Annotated in this window: 14 protein-coding genes; 5 read left to right on the top strand and 9 right to left on the bottom strand. The window is 42.4% G+C overall.

Going from position 1 to position 19,812, the window contains the following annotated elements:
* Positions 1-470: 470 nt before the first annotated feature.
* Positions 471-1,355 (top strand): hypothetical protein, encoded by an 885-nt coding sequence (locus C7B70_RS17365; protein WP_106370266.1) that lies wholly within the window; start codon positions 471-473, stop codon positions 1,353-1,355.
* Between the two features lie 288 nt (positions 1,356-1,643).
* Here the strand turns inward: C7B70_RS17365 and C7B70_RS17360 are convergent, their stop codons facing one another.
* Genes C7B70_RS17360 through C7B70_RS17345 form a run of 4 tightly spaced genes read right to left on the bottom strand, consistent with a single transcriptional unit; the run spans position 1,644 to position 6,232 of the window.
* Positions 1,644-2,195, bottom strand: a complete 552-nt coding sequence (locus C7B70_RS17360; RefSeq protein ID WP_106370265.1) for an FHA domain-containing protein — start codon at positions 2,193-2,195, stop codon at positions 1,644-1,646.
* A gap of 14 nt (positions 2,196-2,209) precedes the next feature.
* Positions 2,210-4,324, bottom strand: coding sequence for a substrate-binding domain-containing protein (locus C7B70_RS17355; protein ID WP_106370264.1), 2,115 nt, complete (start codon positions 4,322-4,324; stop codon positions 2,210-2,212).
* A gap of 46 nt (positions 4,325-4,370) precedes the next feature.
* On the bottom strand, positions 4,371-5,057 hold the full coding sequence (locus tag C7B70_RS17350; protein WP_106370263.1) for a response regulator transcription factor: 687 nt from the start codon (positions 5,055-5,057) through the stop codon (positions 4,371-4,373).
* Entirely contained in the window at positions 5,051-6,232 is a 1,182-nt protein-coding gene (locus tag C7B70_RS17345; protein ID WP_106370262.1) for a sensor histidine kinase KdpD, read from the bottom strand. The genes C7B70_RS17350 and C7B70_RS17345 overlap by 7 nt, the downstream gene beginning before the upstream one ends.
* 709 nt (positions 6,233-6,941) lie before the next feature.
* On the opposite strand from C7B70_RS17345, the gene C7B70_RS17340 reads away from it, so the two are divergent.
* The 4 genes from C7B70_RS17340 to C7B70_RS17330 all read left to right on the top strand — a co-directional run bounded on the left by C7B70_RS17340 (position 6,942) and on the right by C7B70_RS17330 (position 13,563).
* The gene (locus C7B70_RS17340) at positions 6,942-7,613 is read left to right on the top strand and encodes a response regulator transcription factor (protein WP_106370261.1); all 672 of its coding nucleotides are present in this window, start codon (positions 6,942-6,944) and stop codon (positions 7,611-7,613) included.
* Positions 7,614-7,637: 24 nt separating this feature from the next.
* Positions 7,638-7,793, top strand: coding sequence for a hypothetical protein (locus tag C7B70_RS26440; protein ID WP_158260518.1), 156 nt, complete (start codon positions 7,638-7,640; stop codon positions 7,791-7,793).
* 659 nt (positions 7,794-8,452) lie between these two features.
* The gene (locus C7B70_RS17335; RefSeq protein ID WP_158260517.1) at positions 8,453-11,818 is read left to right on the top strand and encodes a filamentous hemagglutinin N-terminal domain-containing protein; all 3,366 of its coding nucleotides are present in this window, start codon (positions 8,453-8,455) and stop codon (positions 11,816-11,818) included.
* Between the two features lie 14 nt (positions 11,819-11,832).
* Positions 11,833-13,563: a ShlB/FhaC/HecB family hemolysin secretion/activation protein gene (locus tag C7B70_RS17330; RefSeq protein ID WP_233220975.1), complete on the top strand. Its 1,731-nt coding sequence runs from the start codon at positions 11,833-11,835 to the stop codon at positions 13,561-13,563.
* Between the two features lie 404 nt (positions 13,564-13,967).
* Here C7B70_RS17330 and C7B70_RS17325 read toward each other — a convergent pair whose 3' ends face one another.
* From C7B70_RS17325 to C7B70_RS17305, 5 genes are all read right to left on the bottom strand, one after another.
* The gene (locus C7B70_RS17325; RefSeq protein ID WP_106370259.1) at positions 13,968-16,004 is read right to left on the bottom strand and encodes an ATP-binding protein; all 2,037 of its coding nucleotides are present in this window, start codon (positions 16,002-16,004) and stop codon (positions 13,968-13,970) included.
* A gap of 212 nt (positions 16,005-16,216) precedes the next feature.
* On the bottom strand, positions 16,217-16,657 hold the full coding sequence (locus C7B70_RS17320) for a hypothetical protein (RefSeq protein WP_106370258.1): 441 nt from the start codon (positions 16,655-16,657) through the stop codon (positions 16,217-16,219).
* A gap of 630 nt (positions 16,658-17,287) precedes the next feature.
* The gene (locus C7B70_RS17315; RefSeq protein WP_106370257.1) at positions 17,288-18,610 is read right to left on the bottom strand and encodes a Pvc16 family protein; all 1,323 of its coding nucleotides are present in this window, start codon (positions 18,608-18,610) and stop codon (positions 17,288-17,290) included.
* Between the two features lie 110 nt (positions 18,611-18,720).
* Positions 18,721-19,209 (bottom strand): phage tail protein, encoded by a 489-nt coding sequence (locus tag C7B70_RS17310; protein ID WP_106370256.1) that lies wholly within the window; start codon positions 19,207-19,209, stop codon positions 18,721-18,723.
* A gap of 119 nt (positions 19,210-19,328) precedes the next feature.
* A complete protein-coding gene (locus C7B70_RS17305; RefSeq protein WP_106370255.1) occupies positions 19,329-19,787 on the bottom strand; it encodes a phage tail protein in 459 nt (152 codons plus the stop codon).
* Positions 19,788-19,812: the final 25 nt, after the last annotated feature.

Raw genomic sequence — 19,812 nt, 5'->3', positions numbered from 1 at the left:
TGCGGATGTGGGTCGATCTACATTCAGGGCATTGCATGATGTGTTCCCTTGATATCATCTTTTAATTATGCAACGCCCGAAATCTATCTCAAAGTCGTAAGTAAATTGTTTGCAGAGAGATTACATTGATAATATTGTATCTAACACATACATTATGACTATTGACCTTTTGTTGCAAGTAGTAATTGGTATCGGCTTGGGCTGAAAAATAATAAATGCAAGAGCATTTTGCCATTTAGCATATTAGTGAGAAGCGCGATCGCAAGAATCGATACTTATGTCGATAACATTCCAACCAAAATCAACTTTAAAATGATCGAAATGTTCATTGTCACTGAATCAGAACTCATTAGGAATGTATTCGATTTCTGCTTTAGAGATAATAAGCTTTTTCAGTCTAAATACAACATTAAAATGTGACAAATCGGAACATACAATATCAATAATTAATTAGTCCAGCTAGGTACAATATGAGTGAGCATCAAGAACAGTCAAAATCTAAAACAAAAATTTCACCAACTCTCTCTCGCAGCGCTAGTTCCTCACGCTCTGGAGATGAGCAATCTCCGAGTTCTATCCAGGGCAATTCCCGTAGCAATACTTCTGTTAATGCTTCTGCGCCGAAAGAACTAAAGCCGATAGAAAATGAGCTTGTTGATAAAAGGACTCGAAGAGAGACGTTTCTTAGGAAGTATCCGAAGGCTGCCGAGATGTTGAGAAACATTGATATACAAGGAACCGAAAAGGAAAATCTACAGGCTCTGAAGACAGCATTTAAGGACAACTCTGGATTTGAATACACCATGGGGACAACAAGTGCAGATGACTTCTTAAATGGCAAGAAAAACGGAGATTGCCGCACTCTTGCCAATGCCTACGTTAAAATTGCCCAAGAATATTTGGGCATCGAGGACGTGGAAGTTATTTCTAAAAGCGGAGATTTCTTCGTTCCTAATGGAGGGAAAGTGTTGGATAAGAATGGTGCAACGGGGAATGTGGACAAGGGTACACATTGGGCTTTCACTAACCACTCCTGGGTTAAGTCTCCAATCGGCACTATCGATCTTCTTTTCCTCGGAGAACCGGTGAAGCAAAGTCAATGGATTAACAAGACCGGAAAAGGAGAGGACAAGGAGAATAAAATTGAGTACCGCATTTTCGGAGATTACACGGTGTATGATGCCAACTACAAATCTCAAACTCTAAAAGACAAATATGCAACTAACTTAAACGACGCGCTTCAGGGTAAAGTATTGGCGGTGGCGGAGATGGCGGCGGAGGAGGAGGCGGCGCGGGTGAGAAGGGTTGAATCAAAGCGATCCCCTAACTTGCTAAAGTGTTGCAACGTGATGTAACTTTAACTGCTTTGTGATGCTGTTTGCCTACTTGCCAGAGTATAACCATGACAATTATCTTCATTGATTCAAATCCCATTGCCGTTTATCGCCCCGCTTGTTCGCAAAGTTTTTTAGATATTTAACGAACTAAAGGGGTGAAGCAAATGAAATTCTGAAAAATTGGAGTGGCACTGAATACATTTAGAGAGCCTAAGATATTTACATAGACTTTCTGTTTGTCAAGGAGGCTTATGTAAATATCTCCGTTCGCACTTGCTAATCTTGTTAATCGATTGAAGGTAGATATTACGAATGGTCACTTACAGCATTGCTCAATTCAACTTGCAAGCAAATCAACCGCTCTTGACCTAGCTGTAATTTATCTCCGTGACTTAGTGAATGGGGCGCTCCACGAGGTAATAATTTATCATTAAGATAGCTCCCGTTGCGGCTATCATCAACAATCATGTAAGCTTGTTGAGCGCAATCCCAGTAGAGATGAGCATGGGTGCGAGAGATGATACCTGCATGAGGTATTCCTGTTAAATCAATTTCAGGTCGCATACCATTAGCTAGACTTTGACGACCGATCGCGCCAGACTCCCTAAGCAATAAAAAACTTTGGTTGCTGGGATGAAGCAACTTCAACTGAGGACGCTTCTGACTGTTGCTTGTTGATGAAGATTGGGGCGAAGGAATAAAGGTTTCATAACTTGCTACCGAGGCTACCATAGCAGGGGCTTGTACTGCCTGTGCTAAGGAAGTACCGCACATCGGGCAGATTTTAGCGTTGTGCGGCAGTACCTGATTAAAAAAAGAGCAGCTTGGCTCTGGGCAACGATGAGTTTGGCTTGCCATAATAATTGCGCTCCTTAACGATTTAGAATAGATGACGATAAAGTGTAGTTTCTAGGTGCAGTCTGCAACGGCACAAGACCCGCTTGCTGTAGGAGATACTGCCCATCTTGAGTTTTGAGAAAATTAGCGAAGAGCGGCCCTGATATATGCCCAGGCAAATTATTATCTCTAGGATAGGCGATAACTAATGGCGTGCTGAGTGGATAGGTCACCTGATGAAAAGCCGCTATATTAGGCAAAGGTTTTTTCTCTAAACAGAGATTGTCTGACGGAGAAATAGGCTGCATTGTCCCGTTGGTGGTTTCTCTCAGGAGTGGCTGTACTGGATGTTTATTTCCCTGAGCAATGGCTAGAGGATAAATCTTACATTGATCCCAAGTTTGGGTTAATAGTCCGAAACTAATTGAGCCAGCTTCAGTTTTTTGCGCCTGATTTTCTCCAACCGCGATGGAGCGCAAGGTATTAAAGGTTGAACGTTGCTCAATCTTGCTAAATTGAGCAATTAGATTTGGAGCGTTGTCCAAAACTTTCTGTTGGAACAGGCGTAATGCTTCAGGTTCTAAAGGTCGATAGGGTTTGATTGGTAGGTCAGGAAAATCTGAACCTAGCTGTTTCCAGTGAGTGAGTTGCCCTGTAAAAATTTGCTGCAATTGGGCAAGACTAATCTTGCCTTGCAATGCCCTTGGTAGGTTTTGACTTTTGTAGGCAGGCACATAGACTAAAAGACCATCGTAGGCAATGGTTTCTTTAATTAACCCTTCGGGCAGTTGGGTTGATAAACTAGCGATCGCAAAATTAGATTTCCCATTAGCTTCAAGAACTTCGTTTAATGGCGATTGCACAGGCGCATAAGTTCGGTAGTTAAAAATAGCTGCTATATCTAGCTTTGGTTGGGTTAGCAATTCTCTAGTTTTGCGATCGCTTGCGGGCTTTTTATCTAAGACTGTTGCCCAAGTTCCCAGCGCTTCGCCTGTATAAGGGTACTGTCCGGGTTCGATTCCATTGACATCTGCAAACGATGGCAAAAGATGCTTAAAGCTAGTATCTGCATAAGACTTTGACATAGATTGGGGCAGTAATAACCAAATTAGTCCTCCCAATAGCGGCAAAGCTAGCAAACCCAATAACCAATACTTTCGAGATTTTGATTTCGTTGGAGACTCTGAGTGAAGATTTCTATGAAAACTAGCCGTTTCAACTTGAGGCAATTTTATCAAATCCTGACGAGCTTCTGCCGCAGAGTTGAACGGGGTATCTAGCCCTAACAAACGATGTAGAAAATCTTTTAGGGGCGGATCGTTTTGGGGCCAATGTTCAGCCTCGCGCGGATTTGGCGGTTCAGCATCAGAGTGAATTGCTTGAGCCGTCCAAAGCGCAAATGCGATCGCTCCCAGGTCGATTAAATCTTGTTCCAATAAAGGCATCGGACGCAGAGTAGGGACAAAAAGCTGCTCCCAAAATGCCAGATCGCAGACATAGACGTAGCCGCTATCGCTGATGACCAAGCTGTCAAGCCCCAAGTTGCCATGGGCAGAACCTACCGCAGCAGATGCCATTGAGGGCTGACTGTGGAGGAAATGTAACGACTGCAACGTTTGGTCTAGAAATTGTCGCACTCTTGATGCTGAAAAGGCTCCAGTCTCTCGCAAAACCTGCTTCAGGGTAGGAAGTGCGGCAGTTTCACCGGGAAAAATCAGATAGGCGCGATCGCTGGATGGGTCGGCAATAGTCTCTAATGGGCTAACCAACCTAAACTCCCGACCCTTGGGGGTAGTCAAATTGCTCTTGGCTACTTGACTCAAGGCTATTCTGCGCTGGTGCGCTTCCACATCGTTAAAACATTGTTTAGGTAGTAAATACTCTTTCACCACAACAGGTTGACCATTACTGGTCTGACCTCTGTACAGCCGTCCTATTCCCTGAGACCTAAACATTTCAGCAAGGCGATAAGTGCCTAAACTGCCCCAAAGTTCGGTCTGAACTGGCAATGTAGCGGGGAAGCCGCATTCCAAACAAAACTTGGCTCCTGGTATCTTCTTCGTAGTTTCTATCGGATTATGACAGCCTAGAGGCGCATTTTGGGTACATCGATACAATTTAGCTAAGGCATTAGAATCAACAATAGGCATAGAATCTTCTCGGTAGTTAGGGTTGAACCAAAATGACTGATTCCAATTACGACTGAACCAGATTCATCTTGATGGCTGCCACAATAGCTTGCGTCCGACTTGTTACCTGAAGCTTCAGAAAAACATTAGTCAGGTGAGCTTTAACAGTAGCTACTGAAATATAGAGTTGCTTGGCAACTTCGTCGTTTGAGGCTCCTTGAACGAGCCAATATAAAACATCGCTTTCTCGCTCAGATAGTTTGCAAGGCTGACCGATCTGTGAAGGCAATGAGGCTTGGGTTTTTTGGAATCTTCTAAAGAAGCCAGTGGCAACTTCCGGCGGTAGATAGATTTGATCTTGCACAATAGATGCGATCGCATCTAGCAACTGCTGTGAAACTTGGCTTTTAAAAACATAGCCATCTGCTCCTGACTGCATAGCCTGATAGATCCAGTAGTCTTCTTGGTGACCCGATACAACAAGGGTTTTACTTGATGTATTGCTATTTTGAAGCTGCTGTAGCAGGGAAAGACCATCTCCCCCGATTAATTCCATGTCAATCAAAATTAGATCGGGAGTATTTTGCTCGGCAAGGGATAGAGCCAAAGCCGGACAATCCGCTTCCCCAATCACGTTAATGGCTCGATCTTGAATCTGAGAGCAGCTTAAGAAGGTTCTGATTCCAGAACGAAATTGGCGATCGTCATCGACTAAAAGTATCGATAGTTTGGTTTGTTCTACTTGAGTTAACATACGGCGTTGTCCTTTGATAAATCAATAGATGGAATCAATCGAGGTAGACTTAGCAAAAATTCTGCACCTTTATTGGGTGCATTTCTTGCCCATAGTTTCCCTCCGTGAGCGATCGCAACTTTTTGGGCAATTGCTAATCCCAAACCTGTCCCCTCCGAGCGGCGGGTATAAAAAGGTTTAAACAACTTCTGCAAATCTTCTGAAGATAGACCAGGCCCTTCATCTCTCAAGGTCAGCAATACATCGCTCTGCTGCTCTTGCCAATCGATGAAAATTTTTGCCCCAAAGGGACTAAAATGAATGGCGTTACTTAATAAATTACTGACCGCCTGTTTGATTTGAAGTGGATCGAGTTTCAAAGTCAGCGCGCGATCGGTGCAACAAACCTGAAGTTCTTTCTCCAAAATCCAGCCTTGAAATTCTTCCAGCGTTTTATTGACGAGACTGCGAATATCTTGGGGTACAATCTGCAACTTTTCACTACTTGCACACTGCACGATCTCAGTGAGAGTTCGATCTAGGCTCAGAGCGGTTTTGCAAATGACTGAAGCTTGTTCTTGCTCCTTACTTTTAGGCAGAAGACGACTAAGGTTATGAGCATAGAGATTAATTAAACCCAAAGGATGACGTAACTGATGCCCTACTCGTTGAACGATATCTTCTAAAATTTGAATTTTCTGGCGGTGTCGCCAGTTTTGCTGATGTTCGTCTAGATATTCACCTATACTAGCCGCCGTTCGCTTGATGAATTGCCGATGAGTATAAGACAAAGGTTCTTTGGCAAATAATAGTAAGTATTGATTAGGCTGACTTTGTTCGCCAAAATGACAATAATAAAAGCCTTTGGCTATTGACTCTGAATCAATCGGCTTTAGCGCTAAAGCCGATGAAATATTAACTAACCAAGCTTCGGTCTGTAGGTAATTTAGAGCTTCTTTCGCAAAGGGGAAAGGCATTTGAGATGCTTCAACTTGTTGGCGATCAGACATCTGCGGATCTTGATAAACCACTTGCGCCCATTGAATCTGCGATTGAGATGCTAGTTGGTCAATCTGTAGCTGCAAGAAATGCTTTAGTTTGCGGGTGTAATGCTCAGGAGTTCCCCTTTTTGACTGAGGACTCGGATTTGTTAAGAGTTTGAGACTTATGCCGGGATTATTTGTGCGACTATTCATCCTTTCCTCCAAGTTGTATACTGTACTTATGGTCTGGTACAAAAAATATTTGAAACGATCTAAAGTCTCTAGGGCGTGTCTGCAAACTACAGAATCAATGATTTGAGCTTGTGAATATTACCTCAAGATTACGTCTTTCCTTTCCAGCAAGATGTCAGTTTTCGTAAAAAATCTTCACAAAATTTATTTTGCAGACACGCCTTAGAAATAGAATTGTTTAGATCACAACGCCAAAGATATTTGTCATAAATTTTACTTAAGCTATAAAGTTTCTTTTGCTTACTCCAAATAGAGTGGAAAGCGCTAGGGCGATCGCCTTCAATCGATGGTTAGCCGCTTGATTTATATATTAGAGAATTGAATGGGCAAACGCTTTAATCTCACGTACCAAGCTGATGACACAAATCAGCTAACTTAATTGCACGAGTCTGCAATGTATTACCTGATTGATTTAGGTATCTTAATTAAAGTTAGCCAAATCTATGTTTAAATCGACAACTTGTCTTATGATTCGCTGAATAAAGAAACGAAAAGATACATTGTGTAGCTGTTTCTTTATCTACCCGCCAAAAATTTAAGGCTACAGTCGGCTTTAAGAAACCGATCCTCTGTACCGGAGTAGAGAAAAAATTTTCTTCTCTGTTACTTTCCTCTATCACAACCCATCCAACGCCATAATGAACAGTAACATTGTCAATTTTGATTTAATATGACCCAGGATTTACGAAAACTAGGGACGCTCAAAATACTTATAGTAGATGACCACGATCTAATCTTGAGTGGAACGCTTGATTTGCTAAAACAGCACTACCCACAAGCTGAAATATGTACAGCCAAGACAACCCAGACAGCACTCCAGCAGGTCAAAGTTTTTGCACCCGACTTAGTTATTATGGATCTTTCCTTGCCAGAAACCTCCGGGGACACTGCCGAAATTAATCAAGGTATTAAAAGCTTAGAGATTTTAATCAAAAATTATGCCACTCTCAATCTCGTAGTGCAAAGCAGCTATGTCAAAGCACTCGTGCGGCTCAAACCTGATATTGATGCTCACGAAGGAGGATTCACTGTAGCAGATAAAGGACTTTCTAGTCAGGAGATGTTAAAACGAATTGACTTAGCGCTGGTTGGAGTTACCCATACTAAAGACCTCAAAATTCCACCAGGGGAAGTCAAGCCAGAGTGGCTCGAGGTACTTAATCTTGCTTTTGCAGAAGGATTAGAAGATAAAGTCATCGCCGATCGCATGAAAGTATCCCCTAGAACAGTACGCCACTATTGGACTAAAGTTCAAGATGTTTTGGGTGTTTATCTTGAAGATGGCAAAAGTCTTCGTATTCAAACAGAAAAACGAGCTAGAGAAGAAGGATTTATTGATTAACCAAGTTTGTTGGGGTAGAAACTGGTGATAGTTGGCATTTGGCGCAAAAGACAAGAAATGACCATTGGGTCTGTAGGAGTGCTACCAGGAATTATCGCTCTGGGATTAGTTATACTTCTCGGTGGGCTACAATTTCTAGAATGGGTGACTCTTGTAGGTTTGCGCCTGTTCAATGAGTAACCGCTCCACCTTTACCAAATTATTAGAGGAGCGATCGTTAACGATCGCTTCTTGCCAAGTATTGATTGCTTGCTTGAATTGACCGATTTGCTAGTAGGCTAAGGCGAGTTTTTCGCTGACAATTGGTTCATTTGCCAGGTTGTTGAGGTTCTGATAGGCACTTAAAGCAGTTTGCCAATAAGCGATCGCTTTAAGCATATCTCCGGCACGATACTGTTCGATCCCTTGCTATACCAATTGGCTAGGACTGGAAGACTGGGCGATTACTTCTCCCCATTTTACCTGTACAATGAAGGGAACGCGATCCAGCCTTAGACAGAACGTGAAACTGCTCAAAAATAGAATTACTAGACAGCAGGCGTGGCATCGGCGGTGTCGGTTTGGCATAGCAAAATATGGTAAGTTACAGAGAAAACTTTGGAGCGTAATTTCAACTTTATATCGATCTGAAGTTAAATACTTGGGCAATAATAATAGCTGCCTAGTTATGCGATCGCGCCTTTCCTAAGCGTGCAACTAACTTATCGCCACAGGTGAAAGCATAACTTTATCAGTTTAATATTTACTGTATTGATTAGGTCAAGTTTTGTGCTGGCGGCAGTAAAATGCTGAGAAGAAACTCCAAAGATACATTGCTAAAAATGTCGAAGAATTACTTTATGATTGCTAAAAGCTGGTGTAGTGGGTGTTGGCAGTGGGCAATTGGGGGTTTAGTTGGGCTGTCAATAGGAGTAGGTGACGGTGTTTTAGCGCAAGTCATACCTGATAACACGCTGGGTGCTGAAAATTCTGTAGTTACACCCAATGTTGATATTCAGGGGATTTTTAGCGATCGCATTGATGGTGGCGCAACTCGCGGCGCTAATTTATTTCATAGTTTTCAAGAGTTTAATGTCGGAGAAGCTGGGAGTGTTTATTTTGCTAGTCCTACTGGAATCGAGAACATCTTAACTCGCGTCACGGGCAGCAATCCTTCTAATATCTTAGGCAGGTTAGGGGTTGTGGATGGGGCAAATTTGCTGTTGCTTAACCCCAACGGGATTATTTATGGATCTAATGCCCAGTTAGACGTTAAAGGGTCATTTCTGGCTTCTACAGCCAGCAGTTTCACGTTTGCCAATGGCGGTGATTTTAGTGCTACCAATCCTCAAGCACCGCCTTTATTAGCGATTAGCGTACCTTTGGGCTTGCAATACGGAAACAACCCTGGAAACATTCAGGTGCAGGGGTCTATTCTACAAGTGAATCCAGGTAAAACTTTAGCGCTCGTTGGCGGTAGCGTGAGCATCGATGGCGGGCAACTTCAAGCTCTAGGTGGTCGAATCGAGTTGGGCGGAGTAGCAGGAGAAAGCACTGTCGGTCTAACTTTTAATGACTCCTATATTGGTTTGAGTTTTCCTATCTCCGATAGCGTACCGTTGTCCGATGTATTTCTCGATAATGGCACTTTAGTGAACGTAAGCGCTAGTGGTGATGGTAATTTAATCGTCAATGCCCAAAACTTAAATATGGCGCGAGGAAGTGGACTGCGAGCAGGAGCTTCATGGTTAGTATCGTCTAACAACAACCCTGGAATTATTGAGATTAATGCTACAGGAGCAATAAACCTTACTGATGCTAGCTTTATCGAGAATTTGGTATTCGATGGAGCCATGGGTAAGGGAGGTGATATCAACATTACAGCAGACTCTCTTACAGTAAACAATAGCGCTCAACTGAGAACAGATAGCTTTGGCAGAGGGGATGCGGGAAATTTGAATATAATCGCCCGTGATTATGTCACCTTTGATGGGATAGATAGCAGAGCGGAAAGTGTAATAGCATCTGAGGCTGAGGGTCAGGGAGGCACAATTAACATTACAACCCCTTCGCTATCAATATCCGGTGGCGCTACTTTGGTATCCCATACCTTCGGTCAAGGAAATGCGGGTGATGTGATTATTAATGCTACTGAGTCCGTTTCCCTGAAAGGGTCATCTACTGGCATAGGCAGCCAAGTATTTGAACAAGCAGTGGGCAATGGGGGCAAAATTAATATCATTACAGGCAATCTGTCTGTCACTGACGGTGCTACCTTAGTTGCTAATACCTCCGGTCAAGGAAACGGAGGCAACATTAATATCACTACAGGCAATTTGTCTGCCACTGACGGTGCTACCTTGGTTGCAAATACCTCCGGTCAAGGAAACGCTGGTGATGTAATAATTAGTGCTACTGAGTCCGTTGCTCTGGAAGGGTCTTCTACTGTCATAGGCAGCCAAGTATTTAAACAAGCAGTAGGCAATGGAGGTCAAATTAATATCACTACAGGCAATCTGTCTGTCACTGACGGTGCTACTTTGGTTACTAATACCGATGGTCAAGGAAGTGGAGGCAAAATTAATGTCACTACAGGCAATCTGTCTGCCTCGGATGGTGCTACCTTGGTTGCGAATACCTCCGGTCAAGGAAATGCTGGTGATGTGATGATTAGTGCTACTGAGTCCGTTTCCCTGGAAGGGTCTTCTACTGGCATAGGCAGCCAAGTATTTGAACAAGCAGTAGGCAATGGAGGTCAAATTAATATCACTACAGGTAATCTGTCTGCCTCGGATGGTGCTACCCTCGCTGCTAATACCTTCGGTCAAGGAAATGCTGGTGATGTGATTATTAATGCTACTGAGTCCGTTGCTCTGGAAGGGTCTTTTACTAGCATAGGTAGCCAAGTATTTGAACGAGCAGTGGGCAATGGAGGCAAAATCAATATTACTACAGGCAATCTGTCTGCCTCGAATGGCGCTACTTTGGTTACTAATACCGATGGACAGGGAAACGCTGGTGATGTGACCATTAGCGCTACTGAGTCCGTTTCCCTGGAAGGCGTAGGGATTAATACGCAAGTTACTGGCGTAGGTAGCCAAGTGCTTCTTAGTGCCGAGGGTAATGGCGGTAAGATTGATATAACTGCAAGGTCGCTTACTGTAACCAATGGCGCTCGACTGATTGCCAGCAGTAGCGGACAGGGGAATGGGGGTGATGTGGAAATAATTACCCGCGATACGGTTTCCTTTGATGGGGTGGGTAGTAATGGAATAAGCAGTGGAGTATTCAGCAGTGTTGAAGTGGGTAGCGAGGGCGAGGGTGGTGACATCAGAATTACAACTGATACCCTGAACGTATCTAATGGAGGCGTTTTAGATTCCCAAACCCAAACTAACTTTAAAGCGGGCGATCTTGAATTGAATGCCCAACAATCTGTAAACATAAATCAGGCAAGTTTACTTGCTCAGTCTATAGACAAGTCAAATGGTGCTGGGGCTGCTGGTAACGTAACGATTAACACCGGAAATCTAACCGCTAGAAATGGCACGGTTACAACCTCCTCTCAGCAATCTGCTGGGGGAAGTATCACCATTACATCTGCTAAAATTCGCTTATTTGGCGACAGTGACATTACGACTAATGTCAATCAAGGTGCAGGAGGGGGGGGAAACATTGACCTGAAAGCCGACTCAATTCTTGCTTTCGACGACAGCGATATCCTCGCTTTTGCCCGTGATGGCAAAGGCGGAGACATAACCCTCAATACTCCTGCCTTCTTTGGTGAAAACTACCGTCCTGTACTTCGTGGCACTAACCCCGATACTGTTGATAATAATAATCGCGTCGATATCAATGCCACTGGTGCTGTTAGTGGCATCGTCACTATACCCGATGTCAGCTTTATTCAAAACAGCCTGATTGAGTTACCAGAAAATCAGATCGATACCAACAGCCTGCTCGCAAATAGCTGCATTGTCCGCCGCAATCAACCAACGAGGGGAAGCTTCACGATTACGGGGACTGGTGGCTTACCCCAGCGTCCTGGAGATGTTCAAATATCTAGCTTTCCTACCGTAGATGTAGAAACTCTACCTACCAATGACAGTACACCCGCAACTACTAACTCTAATCGTTCTTGGCAAAAAGGCGACCCCATTGTCGAACCTCAAGGAGTATATCGACTACCAAACGGGAAGCTCGTATTGAGTCGAGAATGTTCTTAATTTATGACATGAATATGTATCCAAATTTAAGGTGGGTTACCACTCCAGGTTTTTACCTAGCGGCCTGGCTTTGCCTTGCTGTCAGTGCGATCGCTCAATCCACACTGCCACCAGGCGTTGCTATTCCTTCAACTACACCTGACGCAGTAGAGCAAACTATTCCCCAACCCTCCCGATTGCCGCGTCCGCTCCCACTGGAAACGCCCACATTACCCCCACTTCAACTGCAAACTCCCTCAACTCAAGAGCCACCTCAAGATAGTCTTTCAACAGGCGATTACTTTTTTATCAAAAAAGTGGAAGTGCTGGGCAATACCATCTTGCACGACGAAATCACGGGCTTAACTCGGCTTTACGAAAACCGCGAAGTTACGTTTGAAGATTTGCTCCTCCTGCGCTCGGCGATCGCCCAACTCTATATTCAAAACGGCTACATCACTTCTGGCACTTTCCTACCCACCAATCAAAACCTCAGCACTGGTATAGTCCAAATTCAAGTTGTAGAAGGGGAACTCGAACGGATTGAAATTGGTGGGTTAAGGCGATTAGACCCAAGATACGTGACTTCGCGCCTCAAGAGAGCCACCTCTACTCCCTTAAACCAGCAACGCTTAGAAGAAGCATTGCAATTATTGCAACTTGATCCGCTCATTGAGCAGGTGACAGCCGAGCTAGTTGCAGGTAGCACTCAAGGGCAAAATATTTTACGGGTTAGTCTTACTGAAGCACCCGCTTTTCACGCGGCGATCGCCATTGAAAACAACCAATCTCCCAGTATCGGTTCTATTCAAGGCAATGTAGAAGTAAGTCACGATAACGCTTTAGGATTTGGCGATCGCCTTAGTGCCAGCTACGGTCGTACTGAAGGACTTGCCTTCTACAATATTAGCTATAACATCCCTGTAAATGCTCTTAACGGTACTTTTAGCCTCCGCTACAACAACGATGATAGCCGCATTATTGCAGCAGATTTTCGAGATGTCGGCATCAATAGCGAAGCTCAAACTTACGCTTTTGGTTTCCGTCAACCTCTGTTGCGATCGCCAAATAGTGAATTTGCCTTGAGCTTAGGTTTAGATTTACGTCGCAGCCAAACGTATATACTTGACGATATTCCCTTTTCCTTCACCGCAGGCGCTGAAAATGGGGAATCTAAAGTTACAGTAATTCGGTTTTCTCAAGATTGGTTCAATCGCAGTGTGAGAACAGTTTTAGCCGCTCGGTCTCAGTTTAGTTTCGGAGTAAATGCCTTTGATGCAACCATCAACGATACGGGTACAGACGGACAATTTTTTTCCTGGTTAGGACAATTTCAATGGGTGCAGCAGTTGTCACCTAAGAATCTTTTAGTAGCGCGAATTGATGCCCAGCTAACTCCCGATTCTTTGCTATCTCTAGAACGTTTCAGTTTAGGTGGAATCGATACAGTTCGCGGCTACAGACAAAACCAACTAATTGCTGACAATGGGATCTCAGGTTCGGTTGAGGTTCGTTTTCCCCTCACATCAAATTCTAGAACACTGCAATTAGTGCCTTTTTTTGAAATCGGTACAGTCTGGAACAATCGAGAAATCGATCCCGACCCGGCAACAATTGCTAGTTTAGGACTGGGCTTGCGTTGGCTGATTCAGCCAGATTTATCAGTGCGTTTAGACTACGGTATCCCTTTAGTTTCTGTTGGCGATCGCGGAGACTCACTGCAAGAAGATGGTTTTCATTTTTCACTACTCTATCAACCATTTTAAAATGCTTCAATCTTCTCAAAAAACTAGATAATCAGATGGTTAGCACTACCGTACACGCAATTCGGTTGTGTTGCAAAAAATAATCGGCTGAAATAATTCTATTTGTACCTGATGAATCCCAAAACCCCATTCAAGTGGCAGTAATATCAATCCAAAATCATCCTGTATTGCGTCTGATAGTATCTGCGCTATCCGCTTTCCTACTCAAGTAGCAAAGAAAAGGACGGGTTTTAGGACATCCCTTGGGAACCGTCAAAGAGCGAGTTATCTTCCTCAATCAAATCAGAGGAATGGTTACATGGAAAAACTCTTTTCCAATCAACTTTCGTGACCTCAAGAAGTTTTTGTAACACAGCCCCAAGCTAGAACAAAACAAAAGAGTGAGATAAAAATTAGCAAGCTGATTAAATCCAGCCAGAAATTTCTACACTCGTTAATGATTTCCCTAGTTTTTCATACTCTGTTTGAGTTGCTCTGAGAATATGCTTCATTTGCACAGGCTCTTCTGCATCGGCGGCTATAAAAGCCGCGTTGAGAGCAATGATGCGGATATTACCGCCAGGAGCATTAAGTTGAGCCAATCTTTCAACGCTTAAGCCCTCTGTTGGCGTATCAGGCGGAAAAATCCGTCGCCAAATTTCGGCTCGATGGGCGGCATCTGGGAGAGAAAATTGAGTCACGAACCGAAGTCGCCGCATGAATGCAGGGTCTAAGTTACTTTGCAAATTTGTTGTTAGGATAGCCATTCCTGGATAAGATTCCATTCGCTGAAGTAAATAACTTACTTCTAGATTGGCGTTGCGATCTTTAGAATCTTTAACTTCACTCCGTTTACCAAAAATAGAGTCCGCCTCATCAAAAAGCAAAATTACACCCCCGCTCTCAGCCGCATTAAAAATCTGTTGGAGGTTTTTCTCCGTTTCACCAATATACTTACTGACAACAGCAGAAAGTTCAATTCTATAGAGATCGAGGTTCAACTCATTAGCAAGAACGCCTGCTGCCAGAGTTTTTCCAGTTCCGCTAGGGCCAGAAAACAGTGCTGTAATCCCCAAGCCGCGTCTACTTTTAGATGCAAATCCCCACTTTTCGTATACCTTAGCCTTCTGTCGGACGTGAGCCGAAATCTCCTTTAGAGTTTCCTTCTGCAAGGGGGGCAATACTAAATCGTCCCAGGATAATTTAGACTCAATTCGCTCTGCAAGCTCATCTAATCCAGGACGAGCTTGGATGCGGCAGCTTTGCCATAAAGCTTGTTGTAAGGAAGGAGCGGACGGCATTGTCAACTGCGCCACTGCTGCTGTACAGGCTCGACGAATCATAGAGGTACTGAGTTGAAACTGAGACGTGAGAACCTGCAAGTCTTGTAGCAGCTTATCTGAGTCTGGAATACATTCTCCTTGCCCATTGAGTTGAGTTTTGAACTCGGTCATAGAGGTTTTCCAGGTACTTAACTGCTCCTGGGGCAGGGGTTTGGGAACATCAAAGCGAATCATCTGACGCTTTATGCCTTGGAGTGGAAAAAGTGTTGTAACGATTACAAACCCTTCTAGTTGATCGAGGAGTTGATTAATCGCAACTCTCTGTTGTTGATCGGCAGGATCGATATCATCACAATTTAAAACAAGAGCTTTACAATTTAAAATGCATTCTCTCTTCAATCGACGGATAAAAAATCCTAAGTCTTCGGGGTTAAGAGGAATGCAATGGCAGTATAAGAGACTCACCCGTCGCTCAAAGCGATCGCAAACAGCCTGAGCAATATCTGTTTTATCTTCTATTTCTGAGCCGCACAGTTGAATGATAGGAAGAAGATTACGAGCGGGGCTTAGTTTCCATAAAGCCTCTATTTTGTCAGCTACGCTCTGATGAGAGGGTATAAGTTGCTGGACTTTTTGGGATAGCTCAGTCATTCCTATTAGTAATGTATCTGTCATTTCTACGCCCACTAGATAATGAAGAATTCTTTCATCTATATACAAAGCTGTGTTGGTAAGGGTTTTCCCTGGACCTAAATCAATCAACTTCCAGCGACGAAGCGGCCCACTAGGTGCCAATGCACTCCAGTGGGAATTGGGAAATGCACGAAGAGCTAAACCAAATGTTGGAAAATGTTGATGATTAACACCGTGAGCTTCGGCACACAACTCAGGAAAATTTAGATCCAACTCAACTCCAACGCAAAGCAAGAGTAGATTCTTTTCAAAATCGGAAAGATTAAACCGTTTACATAGTGTTTCTAATGCAGGTGGGGTAGAAGTCTCTGGCAGGATATCTTTTGGAGAAAAACGAGCTTCACTTCGATTAGGCAAATCTCTTGAAGAATCCTTTTCACCTCGATCAATATAACTTTTCATGATACTTGAAACTTGTTCAAGAGCAACAAGTAAAAAGTCTTTGTTTGCTTGTTGCCAATTTTCAAAAGTATTTGCAATAGTCATAACTAATATTTCTAAAATCAATAATTTATCAAAATCAAATCATTACGACTTTTAAGATTATAATTGCCTTCAAAAGTTAAACTTATACAACGTCTTGAAGCGTAAAATTAATATCTGTTAACTTTCTTGACCTTAGCCTATTGCTTTCGACTTATAAAAATAAGAATGATGACAAACAATTTTTTGGAAAAAATTACAACTCTTTACTTAGTTTATCCTAATACATTTTTAGGAGACACACGTCTGTTACCCTTGCTAGAATTTGCTGATATGCTAACTACTCGTAGATTATCTATGTCGTTATAACCCTCTATAACTTTGGCTCTTTTGAGAGATCCATCTTTATTAAGTCCGTCATATTTTTCACAATAATCGGCGCAATATGTTTCCCAGTTCACAATATGATCGATCGAAGTTTGATCTTTTGGCAAGTTTTTGCCTGATGCTGCACATCGATATTCAGTTACGCCATTAGTGACTACTTTAGCTTTGCTATAAACTTGGGTTTCCACCGCAGGGTCGAACTTTGGACGACTACCAAGTGCCTTATCAATCTCTTTGTAATTAGTGCTACTACTGCCTATTTTAGAATGACTTCTAGTACCTTCTCGTTGTCCGGGACGTTGACCGCCCGATCTTGTTTCTGCTGGCATTAATTTTCTTTTAACCTCATAACAAATAAATCATGTTATTATTCTGTCATCATCTAGATTTTCTAAGATTAGACTGAAGTCGAGATTTCGTTTTTTACTACTTCAAATAAATTCCTATTCATTTTTAATAGACTCTTGGCGACATCGGCTTAAGACCATGTTTGACTTTTTCAAAGTCGAGGGAGACTATTAAACCTTGCTCATCTCTAGTTAGAGCGCAGCCTACACTGTGATTTTGATAGTCTCAGGTTTCAACTTTCAAGTTGCGCGATTTAGGAACCGCAGTTGAGTTTCAAACTTACTTTCATCTCCAGTATCAGGAGACATGATATCTAAAACTTTAAGCACAACTCTAGTTGAAAATCCGCTTGGAGTCCGGTATAATTCTTGTACTTTCCTATCAGTTTTTTAGCTTTTTCTTGCGTTTTTTCTTGCTTTCCATTCTGGAGATCGGCTTTTCCTTCAAAATCAGATAATGAGCCATCTTTCAGTTGCTTTATCTCTGTTATAAATTTTTCTAAATATTCAGAAATGACCTTATAACTTGGATTTGAAATAAACGATTCTATTTTCTCTTAAAGGTATAAGCAATTAAAATAAACATTCGTCGATTTTTTTATCTTTTAAACATCATTCTAAGCAGTTTTGATCGTGACACAATTCTTTTGAAAATTTTGCCTTTAAAACAATAATATTCTCAGTTGGATTCATATCAGCACTTTCAACACCATCAATTTCTGATTGCACCAAATAAGAGCCTGCGGGAACATCAGCAATAAAAAGCTCAATTGCTTCATTATCCGCATTTCTAAATGGAGCATTGAAGGTATAAACTTCTTTGTTAATCTCATTAGTGGAGGTAAGTCTAAAAATTACTTGCTGTTGCGGACAAATTTTAGGATTAAATTGCACAGTAAGGGCTGTGCCTTCAGAGTTGTCTAGATTATTAAAGCCTTGCTTCTGGACAGAAACCTTGATTGTTGGATGCAAGACAAAAGTTTTATCGTTCGACACTACTTCATGATTGTTCTGGTACTTGTACATTTGTTGATGAACAACTTTAATTTGATGAGTTCCAGCGTATAAATTTTGGGGAAGTTTAAATAATATTCGGTTATCTTCAACAATTTGCGGTTCCAATAGAGACTTCCCTTCATTTAGGCAAATCCGAGTTATATCACCACTAAGATTTTTCCCATATATGATGATACTACTGCCTGCTACAATCTCGCCATTTGTCGATGGAGATGCGGTTACTCTCTCAATGAGTGGTCGGTCTAATGCCTGTAAATGAGAACTTGATTCAGGTGTAGATTTCTGAGAGCCAATGAATACCATCGAGACTTCGTAAGCAATCGAAGGTCTGTAAGAACCCTGCAAGAGCGACCACAATCTCGACATTTGTTCTGTATCAAATAAGTTTGGCAAGATTTGTACCTGACCTAACTGCTCGGTTAACGCTGCAACAGAGGTTGATTCAATTGCTTGCGATAATAGTCCAGTACGATTGGTAGATGAAATATGATTTAGTGCTACTCGAATCGCATCATTGGACAAAACAGGGACTTGGTGCATCAACTGCATGACATACCCTAATAAAATTTCCGTCTGAAAGTCTTTGTTGCCATAAGCGGTCAACAGATAGTGTAGATTAATCGCTAATGGTGGATTCTCGTCCTCTAGCCAACTTTCTCGCAGGTGAGTTGGGTAGTTGCATAGCTTGCCGCCTTTGGCATTGCTCTTTCCCATGTCTGCATTACGGTTTTGCGAAACCTGGTAGAGAAATAGGTTTAATTGAGGTTGACCATCGACTCCAATAGAAATTTGATCTGGGGGGAGTGTAGTTACTAGCACATTTCCCATGCTAGACAAAGCCGAATTTTGAACTAAACCATTTTCCAATAGGTTTTTTAGAATTGCAGTAATTGCGGCGATCGCTAATCCATTACTCATAAGCTTCAACTGATGAAATATCTCTCCTGATGAGCATCTCGGAACATCAAGTTTTACCAAACCGCAAGAATCAATAGGAAGATTGAATTTCTTAAACCACGAAATAGCTACTAGATTTTTACACGCTTAAATCCTTCATAAGCTACTTCGACTTCTTCAACCTCTATCTCTTGACTATTTGATTTAACATCCGAAATTTTGTATCTAGTAGGCCAGGCTGCTGTAAGTTCAAATCTTGCCTGGGGTTTTCCACCTTCATAGATCGTTAAAAGAGCATTCTTTCTTTGTTTAGCCCAGTTGCCATCTTGAATTAACTCAAACCAGTTCCATAGAGCTATAGAACTTGTCATTCCTCGAAGTAAAGTCAAGTTTCCACTTTTGGCATGACCAGGAAGTTTTGTTTGCACAAATTTTCCTTTACTCGCCTTACCCCATCGACCAGAAGTAACCTCACTAAACTCAATTACATCCTGCGAGTAATTAAACCCCTGACATTCTAAGAAAACTGCGTCTACTACGTTGCTTGAGCCATCAAGCTTTAAATCTAAGTAGAAATTAGATGCAGTAAAAAAAACGGGACCTCTAGATAACTTTGCCATAATTTATTTCGTGGAACTAAAGCAGCGTAATTGCTAAACCAAATAGAATTAAAAGAGCAGGTTTGCCCTCTGTTGAAAGAGGGCTAGTAATTTTTGCGCCAGAGCGATGCAAATATTAGCTATTCTTCACGGGTGACTTCTTGAGCAACTAACTCTATCGTTTCACAAATTAATTCGCCACCAGCAGCAGTCAATGAAGAAACCGAATATTTACAGGGATAGCATTGCTTAATCTGCCATTCCATAACTTTCTTGCCGTCTGCATACGCAGTTATTTTTGCATCTTCAAGTTGTCCTTTCCAGTCAGGATTATTACCCGTAGGAGGATTAACTTTATTAAACCATTGATAGGCGCTCTTATCTTTACATCCAGCCAAAACAATCGTTGGGTTCATCGGTTTTACAGGTGTTGGCTTTGGCTGCATGGTTTTTTCTCCACCTTTTCCAGATCCAGCAACATGATCGGTGGGAGGAGCATCCATCCCCATATTGCTGAACTCCTTGACTGGTAAGTCCTTGATTTTAGACCCGGCAGTAAAGGTAAAGCTAGAACATTCAATGTAATCTTGACCTGGCATGATTTCCTCCTAATTATTTCGTTCG

It is taken from the genome of Chlorogloea sp. CCALA 695 (assembly GCF_003003885.1).
Classification (GTDB): Bacteria; Cyanobacteriota; Cyanobacteriia; order Cyanobacteriales; family Chroococcidiopsidaceae; genus Aliterella.
The sequence above is the reverse complement of the archived record's forward strand: the minus strand, read 5'-3'. Positions and strand labels throughout refer to the sequence as shown.

Excerpts from the sequence above, each read along its gene's own strand:
- C7B70_RS17320 (WP_106370258.1), bottom strand. The coding sequence starts at position 16,657 with ATGCCAGCAGAAACAAGATCGGGCGGTCAACGTCCCGGACAACGAGAA.
- C7B70_RS17340 (WP_106370261.1), top strand. The coding sequence starts at position 6,942 with ATGACCCAGGATTTACGAAAACTAGGGACGCTCAAAATACTTATAGTA.
- C7B70_RS17310 (WP_106370256.1), bottom strand. The coding sequence starts at position 19,209 with ATGGCAAAGTTATCTAGAGGTCCCGTTTTTTTTACTGCATCTAATTTC.
- C7B70_RS17305 (WP_106370255.1), bottom strand. The coding sequence starts at position 19,787 with ATGCCAGGTCAAGATTACATTGAATGTTCTAGCTTTACCTTTACTGCC.
- C7B70_RS17355 (WP_106370264.1), bottom strand. The coding sequence starts at position 4,324 with ATGCCTATTGTTGATTCTAATGCCTTAGCTAAATTGTATCGATGTACC.
- C7B70_RS17360 (WP_106370265.1), bottom strand. The coding sequence starts at position 2,195 with ATGGCAAGCCAAACTCATCGTTGCCCAGAGCCAAGCTGCTCTTTTTTT.
- C7B70_RS17350 (WP_106370263.1), bottom strand. The coding sequence starts at position 5,057 with ATGTTAACTCAAGTAGAACAAACCAAACTATCGATACTTTTAGTCGAT.
- C7B70_RS17330 (WP_233220975.1), top strand. The coding sequence starts at position 11,833 with ATGTATCCAAATTTAAGGTGGGTTACCACTCCAGGTTTTTACCTAGCG.
- C7B70_RS17365 (WP_106370266.1), top strand. The coding sequence starts at position 471 with ATGAGTGAGCATCAAGAACAGTCAAAATCTAAAACAAAAATTTCACCA.
- C7B70_RS17335 (WP_158260517.1), top strand. The coding sequence starts at position 8,453 with ATGATTGCTAAAAGCTGGTGTAGTGGGTGTTGGCAGTGGGCAATTGGG.
- C7B70_RS17315 (WP_106370257.1), bottom strand. The coding sequence starts at position 18,610 with ATGAGTAATGGATTAGCGATCGCCGCAATTACTGCAATTCTAAAAAAC.
- C7B70_RS17345 (WP_106370262.1), bottom strand. The coding sequence starts at position 6,232 with ATGAATAGTCGCACAAATAATCCCGGCATAAGTCTCAAACTCTTAACA.
- C7B70_RS17325 (WP_106370259.1), bottom strand. The coding sequence starts at position 16,004 with ATGACTATTGCAAATACTTTTGAAAATTGGCAACAAGCAAACAAAGAC.